The following is a 22,662-nucleotide window of genomic DNA, read 5'->3' on the forward strand; positions in this document are numbered from 1 at the left end:
ATAGTCAGTTAGATGCAATTAATAAATTGTTAATTCTTTATGAACATTTGGAATTTCTAAATTTCTATAAGTAAAATTATGATGTATCTCTTTCCTTTCTTACCCAAATAGGATAAGGTGAAAGTTAGAAATGGTTAAGTCAATAATTCGATGACCAGGTGGTCACTAATGAATAAAGGTAGTGGGAATATGAATGAAAAAAAAGAAAAAATAATTAATACTGCTATCGATTTATTTGCTAAAAAAGGTTTTTACACGACTTCAATTCAGGAAATAGCAGAGAGTAGTGATGTTTCAAAAGGTGCATTTTATCTGCATTTTCACTCTAAAGATGAATTGCTGTTAGAAATCTTTAAATACTACTACGAATTAATGAATCAAAAGATTCAAGATGCAGAGGATCTTAATAAAACGCCAAAAGAAAATTTAATTCGTCAGTTGGAAGTACAGTATGAAGAAATATTAAAGCACAAAAGCTTTATCATGACACAGCTAAGGGAACAAGCTATAACATTAAATAAAGACTTGTACGATTTTTTGCGATATAAAGAAATAGAATTTCATAAATGGTATGAACGAGTGCTTGTTTCGGTCTACGGAGAAAGAGTGGATCCTTATACTGTAGACATTGTCGTCTTGTTTGAAGGGATGAAAAACAGCCTTCTTCAGCTTCTGATTCAAGAAACGGTAGAAGTTGAACCACATCGTGCAGCTACTTATCTTGTAGAGCGACTAGATGTTCTTGTAAATCAAATTTTAGAAGCGAAAGAAGAACCGTTAATTACGAAGGAACAAATGCAGAAATCCTATGCTAGTATTTCATCTCCAAAGGAACAGATTGTTCATGAGGTGAATGAAGAATTAATTCGTATGCAAGAAGTTATCGCAAAATTAGATGTCACAGAAGATAAAAAAGAGGAATTGCAAGGTGTTATTGATTTCTTGACATCAGAAATAAAAAAAGAAACTCCGAAAAAGTTTGTCATTCAAGGGATGCTTGCAAATGTAAAAGGAATCCCAGAGCTAGATAAACATCGGAAGTGGATATCACAGAAGTTAGACGTGCGTTTGTTATAAAACAAAGCAGCTCCCTATATGCGGGGAGCTGCTATTTTTTGACAAAAACCGGGTCGTGCCTGTCACCACCCGAATTGTTTGGGGAGTCCTTTATTAATGGCTTCCCATAGATAAAGGGAGGCAACGGTGTTATAGGGGCTTTAACGTTCGCGATAAATATCCAAATCTAAAGGGGTATTCTTATCCAATTGATATAACCAGCGAATCGCATTTTGAATGCTCACATCTCCGTAAGAAAGTACATTAAGCCGCCCAAGTGAAAAGATGAGAAACATTTCTGCGGTCCATTTTCCTATTCCTTTGACACTCGTTAACTGTTGGAGGACTTCCTCGTCACTATGAAGATGAAGCTGGGAGAGGTCTACTTCTTGCGTTAAATGTTTCTCGGTTAAATCCCGGATGTATGTAATTTTAGGCTTTGATACACCTGCACTACGTAACACGTCATCTTCTAACTCGTTGATTATAGCTGGGTCGAATTTTTTCCATTGCTTCTCCACTCTGCCAATTATAGTAGCAGCAGCTTTGAGAGACAATTGTTGACCGATAATCTGCTGTACAATGGACTGATAATAATTTTGTTGTAGCGTAATATCAATTGTTCCAATTTTGTGTATTAACTTTTTTAAAACAGGATCACGGTTGATGAGGTGCTGAATGAATTCATGATCTATTGTGAAATAAAGTTTTTTCATCTACATCCCTCACTCAAGTTTTTACACCTATTGTAACCTATTGCAAATAAAAACTTTAGAGACATAACCTGTTATTCGCAATTAAAGAGATGGATTTTGCAAAGTTCCAAGGTATTGTAGCAATAGATGAAACGTACCCTTTGAATAAGGAAAACGTGGTGGTGCACCAAAGAAAGGAGGTATAAGTAATCGTCGCCAAGGGGTGTTAAGTATGATATACGTCGACTATTAGAATTTAAGAAATAATTACCAAATAAACAGCCTTTTAAGATTATTAAGATTGGGATTTTTATGAACCTTTTTTATTGACTAATACGTATATGTCGCATAAGGGGGTATATAAATGCTAACTATCACTGTTTTCATAATTTTAGGTATCGGTTCTTTTTTCTTATTTAACTGGTTAATGGGTTACAAGAAAGGAAATATAATAATTGATTTCGAAGAACGCTATTTCAATCAAAAAGAATATGTAGAAGCTATTAAAGACAAGCTTCAAAATGAAGGTAAAGAAGTCTATTACAAAGGAAATAGCAGGTTTAAGATAGATGGAAAACATTATCTGCTTATCGAGAGAAATGTTAGTATGGGAGGAGCCCCGTTGCAAAGAACAATCCTAAAAATTGAAAAATAATTTTACTTATTAAAAAAAGGAACTTACTAATTTAAGGTTCCTTTTTTTGGGGCAAAAACAATAACGTTTACATAGCATTTATTTAAGGATTTCCTTCGTAATTGGTTTAATACCTTTGGGTTTCGTTTATAAATGAAGATATGATGAAAGGGTGATGGAATGGATGTCCGCATTGAATTGACGTATCAAACGCCAAAGGGAGCTGAAACCTCTTTTACTTCTGAAGAAATGCAGGCAGCAAAGGCATTGCTTTTAGCGGAAGATTTAGAGAAGACAGGGCGTGCTAAACAAATTGAATTTGTTGATCATTTGGATCATTCATGGAGCTTAAAAGAACTGAAAAAATATTTAAAAGGGATTGAAACAGAACCACATAACATTACGATCTATTTCGATGGTGGCTTTGATAAATATTCCAATAAGTCAGGTCTTGGCTGTGCTGTTTACTATGAGCAAAACGGGAAGTCGTGGCGTCTTCGAAAGAATGCATTAGTGGAGGAATTGCAGACAAATAATGAAGCGGAATATGCAGCGTTGTTTTTAGCCATTCAAGAACTAGAGTTACTAGGTGCACATCATCTACCAATAAAGATTATAGGGGATTCTCAAGTGGTGATTAATCAATTAAGTGAGGATTGGCCTGTATATGAAGAGACGTTGTTAAAATGGATTGAGCGAATTGAAAAGAAGCTGGAGGAGTTAGGATTTTCAGCTACTTATAAGCATGTGCAAAGAAATAAAAATAAAGAAGCGGACCAATTGGCTTCTCAAGCATTAAATGGAATCGAGATAACTGGAACAATCGAGCTTTAACATTAGGTTTTTTTACTATTTACAAGTATAGCTCCTATCCGTCAAAATAGAAGAATGTGAATCTAGTAAGGAGCGTTTAGTCATGCAAACCTATTTAACGTACGAAGACATTCAACATAAATGTTCCCAGCTCAATGATATGTATGAAATCGATGAAGAGAAGTTTTATCAGGTTGTGGAAAAATGGGCGGACCGAGACGCGACTACCGAACATAAGCTTTTAGCAAGTTTTTCGGAATTGCTTCAACTGGTAAGTGATGAGATCTCTCAAATGGAACGTACAGTAAAAATGGAACAGACCTGTCGATTAGGGTGTGCATTTTGCTGTTATTTTCCCATCATCATTAATGGAATGGAAGCGAAGCTGATGAAGCAAGCGATTGATTGTTTTCCAGAGCCGCGAAAATCGGAGATTCTGCGTCATATAGACGGTTATTTTACAGAGTATAAGAATGAGTTAGACGAGTTAGAAAAATTAAATTTTGAGGAAGAAAAAGATTTTAAATTAACGTATCGTCAAAGAAATATCCCTTGTATGATGTTAAATACGGAAACGAACCAGTGTATGGCTTATGAAATTAGACCGATTCCGTGTCGCACCTACGTAAATTATACAAATCCAAAAGTATGTGAGGACCATGTGATGCCGAAAGAAACAATCAGCTTTGAGTTTTTGTATAACGAATATATGGGTGCCTTAAATGAATTTCTGCAATTTCTTTATGAAGAGGGAGATACTGGATTTATTCAATATCCAGATGATATGTATCAAGAAGACTATATTTTTCATTGGTTTAAAACGAAAGCCTAGCTGGCTTTCGTTTTTTTCTGAAAGAATCGATAACAACCATATAAGAGCAAGAACACGGTTAAAGCAACTAAACCGAGATTAATATAGTACGAAAATCCAGATCCTAATAAATCTAATGGTGTAGAAGCAGTAGGTTTGTTCGACAAGTACAAATAGTTAGAGTCAAGCAATGGATTAATGATAAATCCAATTACACAGGCATAAAACACTAAGTACATAAATGATTGGATAACAGAACGGAGTGTAATACGGATAGAACTAGATAAGATTAAATATAAGCCAGTCCATGATATGACGATGTGGTGGATGAAAAACTTCCAGAAGCGGTAATGGTCATAGCCGTAATATAATTCTGGAGTAATCAATGCAAGAAAAGCAGGGATGATCCCGATAAAAAAGGTAAACCTAACAAGTCTTTTATTATACGTAAGAAGAGAAAGCATTCCGGTAATCGAGGCAACTCCACAAAGATGAAGTGGCATATGTTCCTGTAAATTCCAAACATCATTGACTGCTGCCCACCATTGATATGTAAATTCAGACAGTATCAACAGAATGAAAAAACTCCACCGGATTGTTTGGGATAGAGTGGAAGGAAGCTTTAACTCCTTACGTAACATAATCATCCATAAAATACCGATGAAATAGAGAGCGAGCATAAGATTATGACTTAAGCTAAAAGGGATAAAAGTTTCGTGAATGGATGGTCCAAACCAAGCTGACAAGAAATCACCTCTTTTCTTCCATACTCATAACCTAGCATACTTGTCTTCTATATTCTATGTTTGAGTATGTAAATAAAGAGGTTGAGACAAAAGTATAGGAAGCAATAAAAAAACGAACAATTATAATTAGTGCCTATACCCCGCTCCGGAAATATACGACGCTTTCCACGGGCAGCTGGTGAGCCTCCTCATGCTGACGCACGGTGGGGTCTCACCGATGCCTTTTCTCCCGCTGGAGTCTACGTATATTTCCGGAGCTAGTATAGGCTGTTGTTCGGCTTTTCGGCTTTTCGTTATGTCCCAGCCCCTTTATTTCTATCGAGCACTAATTCGGTGTTCCGTTTTAGCGGAGTTAGTTGGTTCGTTATCTGATGGGATGTAGGAATTTGAACTAGAAGATTCCTGTGTCGTGTTTTTTGGTGCCTTTTTAGTAAATAGATTGGAAAGTAAACTGGGAACTGTCCCATTTGTTGCTTTCTGAAACAAGTTTAATGGTTTTACTTGGCTATAAACCCCACTTGCCGTCAAGCCAATAACGAAGGCTGTTAGTACTTTATTTAAAAGGGATTGTGGTAAAAAGACTAAAAGCATACCGATTCCAATGGCTATGAGTGATCGATAGCGTGTAGGGATGTTGAAGGAATTCCCAAGTACCGTTACCAACGCTGCAACAATTGCGGACATTGTTGCGAGATTGGCGGGGTTTAATTGACTAACGTCAATCATAAGAAACCTCCTTTTAAGAGATGAATCAGAGAAGTAGATGGTCAGTCTTAATCTGATTATCTACTGTATGTAGTGTATGAAAAGAGATATGGAGAGGAATGAGGAAAATGCCTATTAAAAGGAAAATAAAACGATCTGCCTATGGCAGACCGTTTGTAGATTACCTTGTCGCAACAATAGATTTATTTTTATAGAGCAAGGAGCCAATCATGTAGGAAAGTGCTCCCCAAAGAACAATAATTCCAATTCCGATCCAGAACGAGCTAGTCGTAATGCCTGTTTGATACACCATACTGTCTCTTAGCCCTTCAGCAAAATACGTGAGTGGAAGAATACTAGAAACTGGCTGAATCCACTCCGGCATGGTCTCGATGGGGAAGAAGACGCCGCTTAAAAACATCATAAGAAAACTCGTAATGTTGGCAACACCCATATAAGCTTCGGTTGTTTTACTAAACGAGGAAATGAAATAGCCAATGGCATTAAACGAAAGTGCGCCAAGTAAAAATACAGTAACAAGACTTAGAAAATCAATATAAAGATGAGCACCAAAGATGAGAACACCGATAAGCGATAATAAAACAATTTGAATGACACTAAAGAGCATTCGCATGACCATATCACTTAAGCCGAAGATTCCCATTTTAGCAGGTGTCATTCGTAGACGTTTGATTAAGCCTTTTCTTCGCATTTCCACCATATCCACCATACCGAATAGACCACCCTGGGCAATGGCTAAAGCAATCATTCCGGTTAAAAGGAAATCCGTGTAGTCTAACTCATTCGTACTGGAAGATACGGACTCAAATTCTAATTTATAGGTAGGTGTAACGCCAGCAGCTGCTAAATTGGCTTGTTGTATAAATTGATCGAGTATTCCGGAAATGGCTTGTGTCGTTGTTCCTTGTTCGTCTTCTTTATTAACAACCAACTTTAAGGATGTGTCTTCTGCGGTTTTCGGTAAGACAATGGCAGCATCCACTTCTCCATCTTCTACCCATTCCTTAGCCTTTTGAAAACTAACTGGTTCCTCTTCTTTTATGCCCAACACAGATAGCTGTTTCATTTGTTTTAGCAGCATTTCGGATGTTTGGTTCGACCCTTCACTTACAACTGCGACCTCTGTTTGGAATTCATCATTTGAATCCCCGCCGAAAATCACCATGAAAATAACCATTAAAATCACTGGAAAGAAGATTCCCCAGAACCACGCTTGCCTTTCCCGTAAAGTCATTTTCAATTGTGCAGAAAACATCATTTTAAACTGATTGAAATTTTTCATTAATCTCTCCACTCCTTTCCAGTAAAGGAGATAAAGACGTCTTCTAAGCTCATTTCACGAATTGCTACTTGCTCGACCTTAAATCCTTTTTCTTTCGTAAAACCAAATAATTCGTAAAGTGCATCCTCAGGATTCGCGGTCCAAAGTGTTAACGACGTACCTTCTCGTTCCACTTTGGAAACAGACTCTAAGTTATCGCAAACTACGGTTGCTTCTTTAGCAGCATTTTCTCCATCTAAGAAGGATAGTTTGACTTCTCGCTCTAGGGTGAGTCGTTCAATAAGTGCGGCTGGAGTATCTAGGGTCACAATTTTCCCTTGATCGACGATACAAACGCGATCGCTTAATTTTTCAGCTTCATCCATATAATGAGTCGTAAGTATTGTTGTTTTGCCGAATTTTTTTAGTTGAAGCACAATATCCCAAATGTTTCGGCGTGCTTGAGGATCTAGACCAGTTGTAGGTTCGTCGAGGAAAATGATGTCAGGGTCACTAATCATGGCAAGCCCGATGGCTAAACGTTGCCGCTGTCCACCAGAAAGCTTCTTTACTTGATTGTGTTGATGATCGGTCAGATTTACAATCTCTAAAATTTCTTCCGTGGTACGTGCTACATTGTAAAATGTCGCAAATAAATCGAGATTTTCTTTAGAAGTCAATAAGTCAAACATCGCACTCGATTGAGGTTGTACGCCAATTCGCATCTTAATCGCATCCGCGTCCTTCTCCCAGGTTAAATGTTCGTATCGAATGTCTCCTTGGTCAGGGGGTACTAAGCCTTCTATCATTTCTAGTGTAGTAGTTTTTCCAGCTCCGTTTGGCCCGATTATGGTAAATACCTCTCCAGCTTCCACAGTAAAACTAATATCGCGGACAGCCTGGATGGAGCCAAACGATTTTTTGAGGTTTTTCACTTCTAAAACCGCCATTCCTTCTCCTCCCTTTTTTCACATCTAGAACTATTGTATCGGAAAATTTTTATAAAGGCTTTCTCTTTTTTAAATTTTCACAATTAACAGTACGTACGAAATAAAAGACAAATAGTTCCGTGAAAAAGAATCTACCTGTTTGTCTAAAGGTAGATCCTTACTTAATTTGTAATGGGAGGGATGGCTGGGATAACGCCATTCTTTAAGGTCACTTGTAAAGAATGATTTGCATCGATTGTGGCTAAAAAGACATCTTCAATTTGAGTAATGCCGTTACTTTCTAATTGAGTGGAAAGCCAGCTTTCTTCTAATTGAAAGTGGGTAAGCGTATCTTGATTAATCATCCCTTCTATGATGACAGGAAAGGAAACAGCGGAAATGAGATTGGTCGCTTCTACATCTGCTTTAGTAGCAGTGGATTTTTCAGGTTTTTTTAAAACACTTAAGGCACCGTTGGCTTCTACAATTGCCAATTCGACTTCATTTATATCAAAGATATTCTTTTCACGTAACATTTCTAAGGCATTATCAATCGTGTAACGAATTCGCTTCAAATTTTCTGGAATCATTTTTCCATCTTGAATGATGACGGTTGGTTCAAATGTGACCCATTTATCGAAGCGTTTGCTTTTCAATTTCCAATTCGCCACAATTCGTTGTAGGATGCCAAGTCCAACGATAGCTACTGCAGTTGGAAGATGTTCGATTTTCGGATCCGCAATATCTGCCCCTACAACCGCACCTAGTGTGACAACGATTAAGAAATCGAAAACCGGAAGTTGGCCAATCGCGCGTTTACCCATGAATAAAGTGATAAAAAGGAGGAGAGGTAAAATCGTAGCAATTCTTCCTAACACTAATAATGAATCTTTTAAGAAGTCCATAGCACAACATCCTTCTTCGGAATTTTTTTTAGTATGAGTTAGTCATATAAAACCATACGGAACTTTTCCTCCTATAAATCGTAAGAAAAAGAAAGGATAAGTAGGGTGGGTACTATGAACAAGAGAGAGCAATATGTTGCTACCTTTCTGAATTTAAAGAAGAAAATGAAGTGGAGGCCTATGAATAAGCGAAGTCTCATGCTGATTGCTGCTACGTATGTGATACAAAATAAACCTTTTGACTGGAATAGATTCCGCATGTTAAGTGACTATATAAAGTATGCAGCGTCCGTTTTTTCACCATTGAAATCTAATCATCGCTACGTACTGGCAGCAAAAATAGATACTGGCTACGACCATCCTGAAAAAGCTTTTTCTTCGATGTTAGAAGCTTTTGAAGCTTTAGATCGTGCCGGATTCTGGAGGAATGAATTTTCTTATATTGCGGCTACAGTTCTACTAGATGAAGGGGACAATAATTTCCTTGCAGAAAGAGCGCGACATATATATGATGCCATGCGTAAAGAACATTCTTTTATAACATCGAACAGTGATTATCCATTAGCAGCATTACTCGCTAAGGAAGAAGGAAGTGTAAGGGAACTAATCGAAACAATGGAGTATTTTTACTCGGAACTGAATAAACGTGGGTTTAAAAAAGGAGATGCCTTGCAATTTCTAAGCCATATCTTATCATTGGATAATGGTATCAATCGGTCTATATTAATCCAACGGTGTGCTACCATTCTACATGCACTAGAAGACTTTGGGATAAAACGAAAACGTATGTACTATCCAGTAATTGGACTACTAGCTTTTGTGAACAATGGAGAAAGCTTACTGCCTATTATCCAATCAACTTGGAACGAGTTAAATGAAGTAGAGGCATTCATTTGGAATGAAGATTTAAACCTGTTAATGGCTGTAAACATTATAGTTAGTGACCAATTTGAGCAGAATGAAATCATGTTAACTGGACTAACAACGACGATTGAATCTATCGTGCAAGCTCAAGAAGCAGCTTCGACAGCGGCATGGATAGGTGCAATGGGAGGAATAAGTAGCAATTGAAGGGAGTTTATTATGGATAAAGTAAATGTAACTGAAAAATTCAAGCTTTTTAATGAGCATTGGAGCCCGAAAATAGTTGGAGAAGTGAATGACGCGCATATCAAACTGGCCAAACTAAAGGGAGAGTTTGAATGGCATTATCATGAAAAAGAGGATGAAATGTTTTTCGTAATCAAGGGGCGACTACTTCTTAGACTACGAGATAAGGATATTTGGCTAGAGGAAGGTGAATTTTTTATCGTTCCTAGAGGAGTGGAGCATTTACCAATCGCTAAAGAAGAAGTACATGTCCTATTTGTGGAACCGAAAACGACATTAAACACAGGAACTGAGATTACGGAAAGAACCGTTACAGACCTCCCAACACTATAAGTTTCAGTACGTCAATTCTCCCTAAATGTGGTAAAATAAAAGTCTCATGAGAGGGGGAAGAGACGAATGGATCCACTTGATATTATAGGGAATTTACATAATGTTAAACCTGTTTATCAGCCGATTGTAAGTGCGATTCGGCACAATGTAGTTGGCTATGAATTGCTTGGTCGCTACTTCAATGGCGAGGAATGGGTAAGTCTTAGCACTTTTTTTCATGATGACGATGTTCCCGACGAATTTAAAGTAGATGTCGACCAGCATCTGTTGGAATTAGCGATTCAGGAATTTATAGAGACAGAAAAAGAGGGGTATTTATGTATCAATCGTAGCGCGCCACAACTGATGGTGAACGATGGAGAAGATTTGCTTCAAACGCTTCTTCAATATGAAGAGAAGGGATTTTCTATGAAGCGGATCGTCATTGAAGTGACGGAGCATGATTTTGATGAAGAATTTGAACGGTTAAGTCATTTGCTTCTCTATTATAAGACGTATGGCATCCAAATTGCGGTAGACCGAATTGGGGCGAAGAGTTCTAACATTGAGCGTTTAAGGCAGCTCGAACCACATATTCTAAAAATTGATACTCGAATTTTCCGGAATAATTCCGATGGATTTCAGGACGTGATTCGTTCTCTTTCGATCCTAGCACGGCGTATAGGTGCAGCTTTTTTATTTGAATATATTGAGGACGATTACCAATTATATTATGCATGGAAGCATGGTGGTCGTTATTACCAAGGATATTATTTAGCTCGACCAAATTTTGAATTAGCAGATGAAGAGACGTTAGCGGTTGATCTTGGCGGGAAGGTGAATGATTATATTTCCCGGGAAAAGAGGTTAATTGAGCAGCGCTTAGCTTACTTAATTAATTGGGAAAACCGTGTGAAGGAGCTCCTACCACAGTGGGATGCTAAGAAAGTGGATAGCTTTATCGATGATATTACAAAACGATTTGAAGAAGAGAGTTTTCGGATGTATGTTTGTGATGGCAATGGTCAGCAAGTATCCTCTAACTTTCGGAAACGAGAAGCGGATTGGGAAAAAGAAGAGGATAAAAAAGGCTCTAATTGGGCATTCCGTCCGTACTTCTTAGAAAATATGATGCAAATGAAAACATGGAGTAGAGGCATTTTATCGGATATATACTCGGATATCGAAACAAGAGAAATGATTCGAACCTTTAGCTTTCCTGTAAATGATCACTACTTTTTATTTATCGATATCCGCTATTCCTTTATCTATGAAAATGAATCCTTATTAATCTGATTGAATCAGGTGGCAGGTCCCGCCTGATTTTTTCTGTACCTAGAGTTGACATCCTTCGACACCCTTCGGGTGGTGACTGTCACTTCCCGAATCACTTTGATTATAGCCTGGAAAATTTGAGTAGAGTAGAAATTAAGATTGCCTTTATCGATTCTTAACGTACGATTCCATTTATTAACGTTGAATGACTGTTCTTAACCTTCCGCGCTGATTTATTAACGCCCATTCAAGAATTTGTACGTTCGACATATTGAGACAAAAACCGGGTGGTGACAGGCACCACCCGATATTTTTTCGCGAAATCATGTAACATTTTTTATTCAGCTTCGTTTTAAGTAAGAGAGAAGGGGGAGGTCGATGAAGAAATATAATTTTTCGGAGTTATTTGAGCAGTATCGTCTCCCTCTCTATCGGTATTTATTACAAATGAGCAGGAATCCCGAGACGGCGGAAGAACTCTTGCAAGAGACGTTTTATCGTGCCATGGTATCTCTAAAGGTCCAAAATGTTCTACAAGCCAAGGCATGGCTGTTTAAAGTTGCTCGAAACTTGTACATTGATTGGACGAGAAAATCAAAATCCGAGCAACGGATGATGGAGCGTATTCAAGTAGAGTACCAGAATACAAGTCAGCTAGGGAATCCAGAACGACAACTCGAATTCAAAGACCGGCAGCGAGAACTAGAGGAACTGTTAGGAATGCTTCCAGAACGGATGCAGACGATTCTTTATTTAAGAGAAATACACGATTTTAGTTACAAGGAATTGGCTACAGCATTGAGTCTAACCGAGAGTCAAGTAAAGGTAACACTTCACCGGGCAAGGCAAAGATTCCGAGAGTTGGATCAGAAGCAGAAAGGAGGAGCCACAGATTGAAAGAAGAAGATGTGTTGTCAGAATGGAAGGAACAAGAAGAATTAGTGGATAAGAAAAAGGCGAAGAAAATGGTCTGGAAAACAAGGCTATCTATTGGTTTTACTGTAATTCGAACATTATTGTTGCTTTTGTTAATCTATTTTTTGTATATGGTTCCAGTGGAAATTTTCTATAATATATCCGGAAAAGGGAATCAATTTAATCGAATCGTTACGACGTTAGTGGAAACACACTATCCAGGTGTAGAAGTAGATAAGTACGGAGCCCGAGATTCTGCAGAGATTACATCGCTATTAACTAAAAAAACATCCATTCCGTTATATCAAAGCGTCGGGAATTGGGATGTTGTGATAGGCGATGTGTCGGCGAAAGATGGGTTATTCGGAAAGCTTCATTATACGGTTGATTTAACTAAAAAGTATGTAGAGGAAGATATGGTTCCCACTTTTTTTCTTCCTCCAGACCTTATGGGAAAACCGGTAACAGGTAGAACGGGTGAGGATCCAATTTTTAAAGAACAGATTGAAAAAATAGAAGATGGATATGTTGCGGAAATTGCTTTTTCTACTACGGAAAGCATGGAACCAGAACAACTTCGTTCCATGTTGGCAGAATATGATCTTTCTATTTATCAAATGGCAGTATTTGGCGGTGAGATGAATGAAGTGGAAGTAAACTATGCTCAATCCGGTCAGTTTACCATGATTTCTCCGCTTCTTCTCAGACCAGCCGTGGAGTATGATGAAAAACATCAGATTTCTTCTTCTTATCATGATTTAACAAATAAAGAAGCACTACAACAATCCATAGAAAGCTTTTATGATGACATGAAATGGCTAGTAGAACATGGGAACTATCCGAATAAAGGAATCGATCAAAAAAGATTGGCTTATCTAAATGAACATGAAATGAAGGTTTTTGGCGCTATTGTAACGGGACCGATTAGAGAAATAGAAAAGTTAAAGGACGAAGAGAAATTCCATCAATTCCAATTAGGTGGGATTGAAGTGTGGAATTGGTCCGAATAAAAAGAGGGTGATGCATTGAAAGCATCACCCTTTCTTGATTCGACAATGTTCGAGCAAAACCGGGTGGTGACAGGCACCAGCACTTTAAAACACTTTGGTGGTCCAGGTTTCGCAGTTCCATACGTCTGTTACGACGCCTTCATAGAAGTCGGGTTCGTGCGAGATTAACAACACACTTCCTTTATATTCTTTCAAGGCACGTTTTAGCTCTAATTTTGCATCTTGATCTAAGTGATTGGTCGGCTCATCCAATACGAGCAGGTTCGTTTCTTTATTAATTAGTTTACAAAGTCGTACCTTCGCTTTTTCTCCACCACTAAGAACTTGTACTTTACTTTCAATATGTTTTGTCGTAAGTCCACACTTCGCTAAAGCAGAACGCACTTCGTATTGCGTAAAATGGCGGAATTCCTCCCAAACCTCTTCAATACACGTATTGGAGCTATCGGTTTTTATTTCCTGCTCAAAGTACCCAATTTGTAAGTGCTCACCTAGCTGAACCGAACCAGATACAGGTTTGATCTCACCAAGAATACTTCTTAAAAGCGTCGTTTTCCCAATCCCATTGGCACCGGAAAGCGCAATTTTCTGTCCACGCTCCATCACTAAATTTAAAGGACGAGATAAAGGTTCATCATAGCCAATCACAAGGTTTTCCGTTTCAAATAGGAACCGACCAGGCGTTCTAGCTTGTTTAAAGTGAAATTCTGGTTTCGGTTTTTCTGCATCTAGTTCAATGATATCCATTTTATCCAGTTTCTTTTGACGAGACATCGCCATCTTACTCGTGGCGGCATTTGCCTTATTGCGGGCCACGAAATCCTTCAGGTTCGCAATCTCCTTCTGCTGCTTTTTGTACGCCGATTCTAATTGCTGCTTCTTCATCTCATATACCTTCTGGAACTCATGGTAATCCCCTGGATAACGAGTAACCTGCTGGTTTTCCATATGGTAAATAAGATTAACGACACTATTTAAAAACGGAATATCGTGGGAGACCAATATAAAGGAATGATCGTAGTTCAACAGATAATTTTTCAACCAGTCAATATGCTCCACATCCAAATAGTTCGTTGGCTCATCCAATAGCAAAATATCTGGTTTTTCTAACAATAGCTTTGCAAGCAATACCTTCGTCCGTTGGCCTCCGCTTAACTCATGGACATCACGGTCTAGACCAATTTCATCTAAGCCAAGCCCATTTGCGATTTCTTCCACTTTCGCATCTATTGTGTAAAAATCGTTGTTCGTCAAGGAATCTTGCATTTGCCCGGTTTCCTCCAACAACGCTTCCAATTCATCTGGTTCTACTTCTCCCATTTTTGCGAAAAGTTCATTCATTTCTGTTTCCATATCATATAAGTATTGAAAAGCCGTACGGAGAACATCGCGAATCGTCATGCCTTGCTTCAATACAGCATGCTGATCAAGGTAGCCAATGCGGACTCGCTTTGCCCACGATATATTACCTGCATCCGGTTCTAGTTTTCCTGTAATGATATTCATAAACGTGGATTTACCTTCTCCATTCGCACCAATTAACCCAATATGCTCTCCTTGCAATAGACGGAAAGAAACATCGTCAAAAATAGCACGGTCTCCAAATCCATGACTTAAATTGCTAACTGTAAGTAAACTCATCTTATACACCTTTTCTAAAAAAATTATGCTTTCCTCATTATAAAGGGGATTCGATAAAAGCGATAGTGGTATTACCTGTTAAGGATTAGAAAAAGTACGGATAGATAGTGTAAAAGTCTTATATTGTGTTACAGTATAAATGGTAATTTCGTGAATCGTACATATTTCGTATAAGATGAGAGGATATAGTATGACGACAAAGATTGGAATTGACGCAGGAGGCACCTTAGTGAAGGTGGCATACCTAGATAATAACAATATAGAATTTCGAACGTTTCGTTCCCAGCAATTAGACGAAGTAATAAAATGGATAACAACAAACTTTGAAAGGGTAGAAGTGTGTCTCACCGGTGGGAAAAGTGAAATCCTTGCACAAAAGCTACAAGGTCCAACGCAAACCATTGTAGAATTTGAAGCTACCTCTAAAGGTGTAGACTATTTGGCAAATGAGCAAAACCTACATTTTTCAAATGGATTCATTTTAGCTAATGTCGGAACTGGTACATCTATTCACCATATGAAAGATGGAAAGCAGGAGCGTGTAATTGGCTCGGGCGTAGGAGGGGGAACTTTATTAGGTCTTTCCTATTTAGTTTCAGGAGAAACAGAGTACGAGAAAATTATAAACCTTTCTTTACAAGGCAATCGAGGGAATATCGACTTAAAAGTAGAGGATATATTTGAAGGTGCAGTTCCACCGATTTCCGGTGATTTAACAGCAAGTAATTTTGGTAAATTAAGCAAGATGATGGCTGAAAAACCATCGAAAACGGACGCATTAGCTTCTGTTATTGGATTAATAGGAGAAACGGTTGTAACTATTTGTATTCAAGTAGCCGATACGTATCAAACATCTGATATTTTGTATATTGGCTCTACCCTTCGCTCTAACTCTATCTTAGCGGGAATTATGAACAATTACACGAAGCTTAGAGGGAAGCAACCATTCTTCCTAGAAAACGGAGAATTCAGTGGGGCGATAGGCGCATTACTTTCCATCTAGGAGGAGTGAATGGATGAACGATAACCCGCAAGTAACAAATAAGCAAAAGGCCACTTTGGGTATGGGATGTTTTTGGGGACCGGATTCCTTATTTGGCTCTCTACCAGGTGTCATACAAACAAAAGTTGGATTCGCAGGTGGTACGACGCTTGATCCGACTTATCGACAAATGGGAGATCATACAGAAACGGTTCAAATCGTTTTTGATGCAGACCGTATTTCATATCAGGAGCTGTTGCACGTTTTTTGGGGGAATCATAACGCGATAAAGGATCGCTTTTATAAAGAAAGACAATATATATCGATCCTTCTGTACCATTCCAATGCCCAAAAAGATATTGCAGAAGAAGTGAAAAAAGAGTGGGAAGACAAGCTAAATGGGGACATTCAAACCGAATTTCAAGCTTTCCAAGTATTTTATCGTGCCGAAGACCACCATCAAAAGTATAATTTGAAACGGTTTAAAAAAGCAACGGAGATAATTCGAGAGCTTTTTCCAGTCGAGGAAGACTTTGTCCAGTCTACCATTGTTGCGAGACTTAATGGATTCGTGAAGGAACATGGAAAGATGTCAGAAATAAAGCAAGAAATCGAGCAGTGGAATCTGTCGGATGAAAAAAAGAGAGAATTACTTCTCTTGCTAAACAGAATAAAATGGTAGGAGAGGCGTTCCATAAGGATCGTCTTTTTTCTTGCTTGTATTACTGCAATCTACGAGTTGTCCAACATAGAAAGGCACGAACCCGAACATACTAACCATATGTTCGGGAGGTGGAAGCATGGATAATAACCAGTTTGAAGAAATTTTTAATCAATACAAAGCTGATGGAGAGCAACAAGCACACCAAGAAGTACAACAGGTAAATCCAAATCAAGAACAAATTATTGCGGTTAGAAAAAATGAGGATGGAGACATTATTGCTATTAAGACCGAAAGTGGGAGAGAGCTCGATTATGTAACTGCATTGCAGGAAGCGAAAGCAGGAAAATTGGCGCATGTGGATGTGTTTCATAAATACGGAAGAGACATTCTTCGCAGTGAGCCAGATGGTATAAAAGAAAATAACTTGGATCAATTGGATACGTTTTAAACAGAAAGCCTGTGCGGTAGTAGCACAGGCTTTCTCCCATTACCTTTGTAACAGCGGAGAAACGTCAATTGGATGAAGAGCGTGCGATTGATCCACATAAATAAAGGCATCGTATCGATTACCTACTACAGAAGGTACATAGTTGCCATAGGATTCAAATTCAGGATTGTATACGACGCCTATAGCCCTATGTCCAATCTTTTGCTGGAACAGATGTTTGTTATCATTTGTGAAAATCAAAAATTTATTATGGGCACCAGCTTGATGCATCGCGTGTTCCCAAGACCCTTCCACAGCCTGTGGCACAATCTTACGCTCTAAATTTTGTCCCCATTCTTCTGCCGCAATAACAGACCCTTTATTCGTTCCAAATCCTACTATAAATACATCCTCTTTTTTGTTTTGCTCACGAAGTAGTTGTCCGACATTAATCATGCCAGCATCATTCATATCTGTAGCTGAAGCATCTCCTACATGGGTATTATGCTCCCAGACAATGACTTTCGTTTCGTCCCCATAATATGTTCGAATCTCTTCCAAAGCTTCGACCATATGGCGATCTCGGATGTTCCATGATTCTGCATCGTGCTGAACCATAGTTCGGTAGTAGTTTTCCGCATTTTTTGCAGCGAGAGCATTCATTTTTAAATTTAAGTCTTCTTCTTGTTCACTATTGTATAAACCTTCATGAGAGCGAATCGATGCTAAAAGCTTCGTAACTTCATCTATGCAGCTTTCCGAGAAAAATGCAGCCGATATTGCATATTGCTCTTCCTGACGATTTGACGCATCCAAGCAATGGAAGGCCTTCTTCGCCAGCTCAAGGTCTGCTCCTTTGGCCTCTGTTTCCTTCAAATAGTTCATAATTTCATCCATGGATTCATAGAGAGAATAAACATCAATACCATAAAATCCAATTTTCTTTTCCTGTGCTAAGTTATAATGTTTGATCCATTCAAAGAGTTCCGCCATTTCTTCATTTGCCCACATCCAAGATGGCCACCGGTTAAATGCCTTTAAGACCTCTTTAATATCTGGAGCAGCATTGTAATGTTTGATGTAATGATTCACCTTTTGACAGGCTGGCCAATCTCCTTCAACTGCTATCACTTCAAATCCTTTGTCGACTATAAGTCTCTTCGTTAATTCAGCACGAATGGAGTAAAATTCGGATGTACCATGACTTGCTTCACCTAGTAATACAATATTTGCATCTCCAATTGCCCCGATAATTGGTTTTAAATCAGCGTTTGATTGGAACGGAGTAGCATGTGTTTGAATGGCTTGCTTGATTTGTCTGTCCATATGTCCTACTCTCCTTTTTGTTGGATGCCATTATTTTCACCTAAAAGGATTGGACTTATTTATGCAGGAAAGTAGATAGACATCAAAAAAGAACCCTTTATTGGGTTCTTAGTTTTGATTGTATCCGTTTAAGATTTTACCAGCGTAGGTAGCTAATTCATTTGCAGTATCACTAATTTCTTGAATAGTTGCTGCCAGTTGCTCTGTTGCAGCAGACTGACCTTCAGCTTCTCCACTGACTTGGGAAATAGAATCGTGAAGATTGGAAATAAGGCCATTAATAGTAGAAGCTGTTTGTCGAATTGTATCTGTATGATTCTTAGAATTCTCTGCCATTTTCCGAATTTCACTCGCAACTACAGAGAATCCTTTCCCGTATTCCCCTGCTCTAGCCGCTTCAATAGATGCATTTAAGCCGAGAATTTGTGAACGTTCTGATACTTCACGAACCATTTTTGCCACTTTATCAATTTCATTAATACTGTCTAGCACAGTACTAGATTGGCCAGAGATATTATGAATATTATCGGAAGAGTTTGTAATCGAGCTAGCCATTTCTTCAATCGTAGCACTGACCTGATCCACAGCCTCAGACAATTTAGTCGCAATTTCAAATAGCGTATTATATTCTTGTAAGCTACTAGCCACACCTACAGCACCTATTACGTTACCTTTACTATCATGAAGTGGCATGGTTGTGCCAAAAACCGGAAATCCGAAAATCTCACTTGGCAGGACAACTTTTTGTACTTGGTTCAAATGAACAGCTTCATATAGTCCGTCCCCTTCATGAAGTTTATATCCGATTGGCAATGCAGGAACGGCATCACAACCAATTCCAAAGATTAAGCTTTCACGGTCTGCAATACCAAGGTTAAAGTCATGGGGGAAAAGTTCCATTAAGAAGGGTGCTACCTCCATAAAGGCTTCCATTTTTGGATCTAGTTTCTTTTCTTCTACTTCCACGTTTTCGTCATAAGTCGTTATATCAGTACTCAAATGTAAAACCTCCTAATCAATCTTAGAATTATCTTTATGCTTGAAGGACAAGCGTTAAATAAAAGCAGATGTATTAAAAATTTTCTGTAAAGTGGAAAACTCTATTCTTATTTTACAAGGTATATCTAGAAAACTCCATATGAAAATTCGACAAAAATCGCTTGATTTTTTTTGTGATTTATGTATTATGGGTCATTTTTTAGGTTGCAAATCTTCACACACGATGATATCCTGTAACTAAGTTGTATTGCAACATAGTTTGCAATACCTTTATTATAACGAACTATCTTGTAAAACAACATAGTTATGAAAAGGAGATTTCAGGATGTCCTCTAGTCAGATGCTGAAAGGAATATTAGAAGGATGTTTACTTTCCATCATTTCTGAAAAGGAAACGTATGGATATGAAATGATGCAAATATTGGGGGATTGTGGGTTCACCATGGTTAGTGAAGGAAGCATTTATCCACTGCTTATTCGATTAAAGAAAGAAGGACTGGTGGAGACCAATTCTAAACCATTACCTTCTGGTGGGCCAAAACGAAAATATTATACGTTAACCGAAAAAGGAAAAGAAGAGTTGGAAACCTTTAAGAAGAACTGGAATGCCATTTCAAATGGAGTAATACAACTTCTAGAAAGGGAAGGGGAAACAAATGAAGGTATCTAAAAATAGTCAAACGTTTTTGGAAAATCTTAGAGTTTATTTAGTTGCAAGTGGAAAAAACGAAAACGAAATTGAAGAAACCATCGATGAACTCCATGACCACCTGTTAGAAGCAGAACAGAATGGGAAAAATGTGGAGCAAATTATTGGAATGTCACCGAAGGAATATATGGAAAGCATAGCGCATGAAATGAAAGGAGATGTTCATGGTTGGTCTAAATATTTGTTTCTTATAGCTATTGGAGCAGCAACATTTATCGTGCTAGGTGATGCCCTTAGAGAAGGACTTTCATATACTATTTTAGAACTGATCGGATATCCAATCATTTTCGCCTTGTTTTTATTAGCAGTTGTTAAATGTATCAAGTTTTTAGCAAGTGCAAAACTGAAAAAAGGAATAGAATGGTTGTTGTATTGGATGATAGGTGGAATTCCTTTAGGATTAATGCTTCTTCTTCTGTTTTTAAACGATAGATGGCAAACTCCAATGATTACATTTAATCAAACTGCGAATGCGATAACGATAGGGGTTGCAATAGCTGTGTTAATTGGTTTATCTGTCTGGGCACGGAGCTGGGTCATGATATTGGTAGCAATTCTTTTAGTTGTTCCAGATATCATACTTGATAGATTACCACTAGAAGAGACGAGTAGGCTTGTGTCTAGCTCCATTGTAACAAGCGTCTTGATAATTGCTTTATTCTTAATAGCACTAAGAAAAGAGAAGCGAGAGAATGCATCGTAATTAAATATATAGAATGCGGCCGAACTACATGTTGAATCAAGGATGGTTCGGTCTTTTTTATTTATACATGTATATTTACATCCTTTTTCTACTGGAAACCCTTTACTTTTTAAAGGGGAAGCCCGATACAAAAGGAGAATAATAAAAGGGGAGTTATAAATGAATTTTTTAAAATTTTTAAAGAAGGATGAGAAGAAACCAGAATATAAACCTACAAAGAAGAAATCCGAACAAACTGAGGAAGTTGCAGTCAGAAAAGGTGAAATAGGGGAACATAAAATAGATATACAATTATCCCAATTACCTAAAGAATACAAATATATAAATGATTTGCTTATACCCAATCCAAAATCCAAATCAGGCTATTCTCAAGTAGACCATGTGATTGTAAGTCCTTTCGGCATTTTTGTGATTGAAACAAAAAATTATCAAGGAACCATATATGGATCTAGAGAACGGAAAAATTGGCTGTTAAATGGAAAGTTCAAAATGATCAACCCAATTATCCAAAATTATGGTCATATTAAGGCACTCGAAGCATTTATTGACAAAAGCTATCATGACCATATGTATTCGATGATTTCTTTTACGAAGAGATGTACGCTAAAAATCGATATGAGTCTCAGAGAAATTACAGCGAAAGAAATGGTTATTTACGACTTGTATTTTTTGGAGACAGTCAATCGAAAGGCAGCTATACTTAAGCTGGAATACAAGGAACCGATTATTTCTAATTCGAATATCCAACACATTTTTGAACATCTTCAAAAGGTGAATATTATAGATCCCAAGGTTCGAGAAAAGCATAAAGACATTTTAAGTGGAAATGTGAAACAACACGACTCGACTGAACTTTGTGTTATCTGCAAGAAACCAGTGTCTGAAAAAGTGAAGAGTTACTGCTTGTCTAACAAGAAATTTAATGGGAAAGTTTATTGCTATGACCATCAAAAAAGCAGCTCTTAACGAGCTGCTTTTTCCGTTCCTTTTAATCGCTTATCTGCACTAGTAGTTTCAGGTGTAAGAGCTATTGGCTGTTTTACTCGAGATAAACCAAACAAAGGCATGTTCACATACACACTTTCATACTGTCCTTTTGGTACAAGGTAAGTTTCGTGATATACACCTACCGAAGGATTATTTCTAGTCAATTGATTGAATTTTTTCCATGCAGTTAGGTGTAGATTCCCTCTCGCATAGGCTAGGAGGTCTTCAGATGTTCGCCAATATTGAATCATAAACGTGGTACGAAAGGATGGAAAGGATTCTAATGAATGGAATCCTAATTGCTTGTTCGTGTACAATTCTTTAATCATAGGTGGCATAGCCAATAAAACTGGTAGCCATTTATGAATTGCCCACCATTGGTTTATTCTCATTCCAATCACAAACACAACTAGATCATTCTCGTTTCCTGTTGTGAAACGCCCGACATTTACTTGTTTCATTTTGCATTCCCCATCTCCTTTAGTTTTTGAATTGTATCTCTACACCAATCCATAGCGGCTTTAGTTGTTCGAATTCCATAATCTAAGGTGAATAGCCAATAACTGGCATCTTCCTCATTCGATAAAGAGGTGACAATCATAGATTCAATAGACGAATACGTGCTATATCGAGCTTGAAGCCTCTCTAAATATGTTTCCAGCTTTACAATGGCAGTGGTTTCTGGCTCATGCCGACTGAAAAATAATTTTAGAATAAACTCATTCTTTTCGAAGGGGATGTCTTCAATTGGACTTCTTAACCAGTTTTGGAGGGCCTCCATCCCTTTATTTGTTATACGGTATTCTTTCTTATTTGGTTTTCCTTCCTGTATCGTTTCTTTGACAGTTGCTAGTCCTTCTTCGACTAATATCTTAAGCGTAGGATAGATTTGCCCATAGCTTATTTTCCAAAAGTGATTCAAACTTCCGTCAATCATTTGCTTAATGGAATATCCAGTATGACAGCCAGTAGTTAATAATCCTAAAATGGCGAATTTCGTATGATTTATTTTCATGATTTCATCCT

At 37.9% G+C, this 22,662-nt stretch carries 26 protein-coding genes; 15 read left to right on the forward strand and 11 right to left on the reverse strand.

The window, feature by feature from the left end:
- Window positions 1-168 precede the first annotated feature (168 nt).
- Window positions 169-1,077: a TetR/AcrR family transcriptional regulator gene (locus tag FN924_RS06455; protein ID WP_158633953.1), complete on the forward strand. Its 909-nt coding sequence runs from the start codon at window positions 169-171 to the stop codon at window positions 1,075-1,077.
- A 140-nt stretch (window positions 1,078-1,217) separates the two neighbouring features.
- Here FN924_RS06455 and FN924_RS06460 read toward each other — a convergent pair whose 3' ends face one another.
- Window positions 1,218-1,772, reverse strand: coding sequence for a DNA-3-methyladenine glycosylase family protein (locus tag FN924_RS06460; protein WP_143892810.1), 555 nt, complete (start codon window positions 1,770-1,772; stop codon window positions 1,218-1,220).
- Window positions 1,773-2,115: 343 nt separating this feature from the next.
- Here FN924_RS06460 and FN924_RS06465 point away from each other — a divergent pair, with 343 nt between their 5' ends.
- The 3 genes from FN924_RS06465 to FN924_RS06475 all read left to right on the forward strand — a co-directional run bounded on the left by FN924_RS06465 (window position 2,116) and on the right by FN924_RS06475 (window position 4,030).
- On the forward strand, window positions 2,116-2,406 hold the full coding sequence (locus FN924_RS06465; protein WP_143892812.1) for a hypothetical protein: 291 nt from the start codon (window positions 2,116-2,118) through the stop codon (window positions 2,404-2,406).
- Window positions 2,407-2,565: 159 nt separating this feature from the next.
- On the forward strand, window positions 2,566-3,219 hold the full coding sequence (locus FN924_RS06470) for a ribonuclease H family protein (protein WP_143892814.1): 654 nt from the start codon (window positions 2,566-2,568) through the stop codon (window positions 3,217-3,219).
- A gap of 82 nt (window positions 3,220-3,301) precedes the next feature.
- On the forward strand, window positions 3,302-4,030 hold the full coding sequence (locus tag FN924_RS06475; protein ID WP_143892816.1) for a YkgJ family cysteine cluster protein: 729 nt from the start codon (window positions 3,302-3,304) through the stop codon (window positions 4,028-4,030).
- Here the strand turns inward: FN924_RS06475 and FN924_RS06480 are convergent.
- The 5 genes from FN924_RS06480 to FN924_RS06500 form a co-directional block, all read right to left on the reverse strand.
- Window positions 4,027-4,755 carry a YwaF family protein gene (locus FN924_RS06480; protein WP_228409603.1) on the reverse strand — a complete coding sequence of 243 codons (729 nt, stop codon included), beginning with the start codon at window positions 4,753-4,755 and terminating at the stop codon, window positions 4,027-4,029. The two genes, FN924_RS06475 and FN924_RS06480, sit on opposite strands and share 4 nt — an antisense overlap.
- A 315-nt stretch (window positions 4,756-5,070) precedes the next feature.
- Entirely contained in the window at window positions 5,071-5,481 is a 411-nt protein-coding gene (locus FN924_RS19095; RefSeq protein ID WP_194709698.1) for a hypothetical protein, read from the reverse strand.
- A gap of 160 nt (window positions 5,482-5,641) precedes the next feature.
- Window positions 5,642-6,763, reverse strand: coding sequence for an ABC transporter permease (locus tag FN924_RS06490; RefSeq protein WP_228409604.1), 1,122 nt, complete (start codon window positions 6,761-6,763; stop codon window positions 5,642-5,644).
- On the reverse strand, window positions 6,763-7,692 hold the full coding sequence (locus tag FN924_RS06495; RefSeq protein WP_143892818.1) for an ABC transporter ATP-binding protein: 930 nt from the start codon (window positions 7,690-7,692) through the stop codon (window positions 6,763-6,765). Before FN924_RS06495 ends, FN924_RS06490 begins: the two co-directional genes overlap by 1 nt.
- Before the next feature lie 161 nt (window positions 7,693-7,853).
- Entirely contained in the window at window positions 7,854-8,576 is a 723-nt protein-coding gene (locus FN924_RS06500; protein WP_143892820.1) for a DUF421 domain-containing protein, read from the reverse strand.
- A 114-nt stretch (window positions 8,577-8,690) separates the two neighbouring features.
- Here FN924_RS06500 and FN924_RS06505 point away from each other — a divergent pair, with 114 nt between their 5' ends.
- From FN924_RS06505 to FN924_RS06525, 5 genes are all read left to right on the forward strand, one after another.
- Window positions 8,691-9,647, forward strand: coding sequence for a DUF4003 family protein (locus FN924_RS06505; RefSeq protein ID WP_143892822.1), 957 nt, complete (start codon window positions 8,691-8,693; stop codon window positions 9,645-9,647).
- Between the two features lie 9 nt (window positions 9,648-9,656).
- Window positions 9,657-10,019 (forward strand): cupin domain-containing protein, encoded by a 363-nt coding sequence (locus FN924_RS06510; protein ID WP_228409650.1) that lies wholly within the window; start codon window positions 9,657-9,659, stop codon window positions 10,017-10,019.
- 66 nt (window positions 10,020-10,085) lie between these two features.
- Window positions 10,086-11,294 (forward strand): EAL domain-containing protein, encoded by a 1,209-nt coding sequence (locus tag FN924_RS06515; RefSeq protein ID WP_143892825.1) that lies wholly within the window; start codon window positions 10,086-10,088, stop codon window positions 11,292-11,294.
- Between the two features lie 357 nt (window positions 11,295-11,651).
- The gene (locus FN924_RS06520) at window positions 11,652-12,170 is read left to right on the forward strand and encodes an RNA polymerase sigma factor (protein ID WP_143892827.1); all 519 of its coding nucleotides are present in this window, start codon (window positions 11,652-11,654) and stop codon (window positions 12,168-12,170) included.
- Window positions 12,167-13,198 (forward strand): anti sigma factor C-terminal domain-containing protein, encoded by a 1,032-nt coding sequence (locus FN924_RS06525; RefSeq protein ID WP_143892829.1) that lies wholly within the window; start codon window positions 12,167-12,169, stop codon window positions 13,196-13,198. The genes FN924_RS06520 and FN924_RS06525 overlap by 4 nt, the downstream gene beginning before the upstream one ends.
- An 84-nt stretch (window positions 13,199-13,282) precedes the next feature.
- Here FN924_RS06525 and FN924_RS06530 read toward each other — a convergent pair whose 3' ends face one another.
- Window positions 13,283-14,839, reverse strand: a complete 1,557-nt coding sequence (locus FN924_RS06530) for an ABC-F family ATP-binding cassette domain-containing protein (RefSeq protein ID WP_143892831.1) — start codon at window positions 14,837-14,839, stop codon at window positions 13,283-13,285.
- 190 nt (window positions 14,840-15,029) lie between these two features.
- On the opposite strand from FN924_RS06530, the gene coaW reads away from it, so the two are divergent.
- From coaW to FN924_RS06545, 3 genes are all read left to right on the forward strand, one after another.
- Window positions 15,030-15,842: a type II pantothenate kinase gene (gene coaW / locus FN924_RS06535; protein WP_158633955.1), complete on the forward strand. Its 813-nt coding sequence runs from the start codon at window positions 15,030-15,032 to the stop codon at window positions 15,840-15,842.
- 13 nt (window positions 15,843-15,855) lie between these two features.
- Window positions 15,856-16,503, forward strand: a complete 648-nt coding sequence (gene msrA, locus FN924_RS06540; protein ID WP_143892835.1) for a peptide-methionine (S)-S-oxide reductase MsrA — start codon at window positions 15,856-15,858, stop codon at window positions 16,501-16,503.
- Between the two features lie 118 nt (window positions 16,504-16,621).
- Entirely contained in the window at window positions 16,622-16,933 is a 312-nt protein-coding gene (locus FN924_RS06545; protein ID WP_143892837.1) for a DUF3892 domain-containing protein, read from the forward strand.
- A 39-nt stretch (window positions 16,934-16,972) separates the two neighbouring features.
- Here the strand turns inward: FN924_RS06545 and FN924_RS06550 are convergent, their stop codons facing one another.
- Together FN924_RS06550 and FN924_RS06555 are read right to left on the reverse strand one after the other, a co-directional pair.
- Window positions 16,973-18,238, reverse strand: a complete 1,266-nt coding sequence (locus FN924_RS06550) for an erythromycin esterase family protein (protein ID WP_143892839.1) — start codon at window positions 18,236-18,238, stop codon at window positions 16,973-16,975.
- Between the two features lie 108 nt (window positions 18,239-18,346).
- Window positions 18,347-19,237 carry a methyl-accepting chemotaxis protein gene (locus FN924_RS06555; protein ID WP_143892841.1) on the reverse strand — a complete coding sequence of 297 codons (891 nt, stop codon included), beginning with the start codon at window positions 19,235-19,237 and terminating at the stop codon, window positions 18,347-18,349.
- Between the two features lie 325 nt (window positions 19,238-19,562).
- Between FN924_RS06555 and FN924_RS06560 the strand changes: the two genes are divergently transcribed.
- The 3 genes from FN924_RS06560 to FN924_RS06570 all read left to right on the forward strand — a co-directional run bounded on the left by FN924_RS06560 (window position 19,563) and on the right by FN924_RS06570 (window position 21,615).
- Window positions 19,563-19,907 (forward strand): PadR family transcriptional regulator, encoded by a 345-nt coding sequence (locus tag FN924_RS06560; protein ID WP_143892843.1) that lies wholly within the window; start codon window positions 19,563-19,565, stop codon window positions 19,905-19,907.
- Window positions 19,894-20,649: an HAAS domain-containing protein gene (locus FN924_RS06565; protein ID WP_143892845.1), complete on the forward strand. Its 756-nt coding sequence runs from the start codon at window positions 19,894-19,896 to the stop codon at window positions 20,647-20,649. Before FN924_RS06560 ends, FN924_RS06565 begins: the two co-directional genes overlap by 14 nt.
- Before the next feature lie 159 nt (window positions 20,650-20,808).
- Window positions 20,809-21,615, forward strand: a complete 807-nt coding sequence (locus FN924_RS06570; RefSeq protein WP_143892847.1) for a nuclease-related domain-containing protein — start codon at window positions 20,809-20,811, stop codon at window positions 21,613-21,615.
- Here FN924_RS06570 and FN924_RS06575 read toward each other — a convergent pair.
- Together FN924_RS06575 and FN924_RS06580 are read right to left on the reverse strand one after the other, a co-directional pair.
- The gene (locus tag FN924_RS06575; protein WP_143892849.1) at window positions 21,612-22,097 is read right to left on the reverse strand and encodes a DUF4188 domain-containing protein; all 486 of its coding nucleotides are present in this window, start codon (window positions 22,095-22,097) and stop codon (window positions 21,612-21,614) included. The two genes, FN924_RS06570 and FN924_RS06575, sit on opposite strands and share 4 nt — an antisense overlap.
- On the reverse strand, window positions 22,094-22,651 hold the full coding sequence (locus tag FN924_RS06580) for a PadR family transcriptional regulator (RefSeq protein WP_143892851.1): 558 nt from the start codon (window positions 22,649-22,651) through the stop codon (window positions 22,094-22,096). Before FN924_RS06580 ends, FN924_RS06575 begins: the two co-directional genes overlap by 4 nt.
- Between the last annotated feature and the right edge of the window lie 11 nt (window positions 22,652-22,662).

Source organism: Radiobacillus deserti (assembly GCF_007301515.1).
In the GTDB taxonomy this organism is placed as follows: Bacteria; Bacillota; Bacilli; order Bacillales; family Amphibacillaceae; genus Radiobacillus; species Radiobacillus deserti.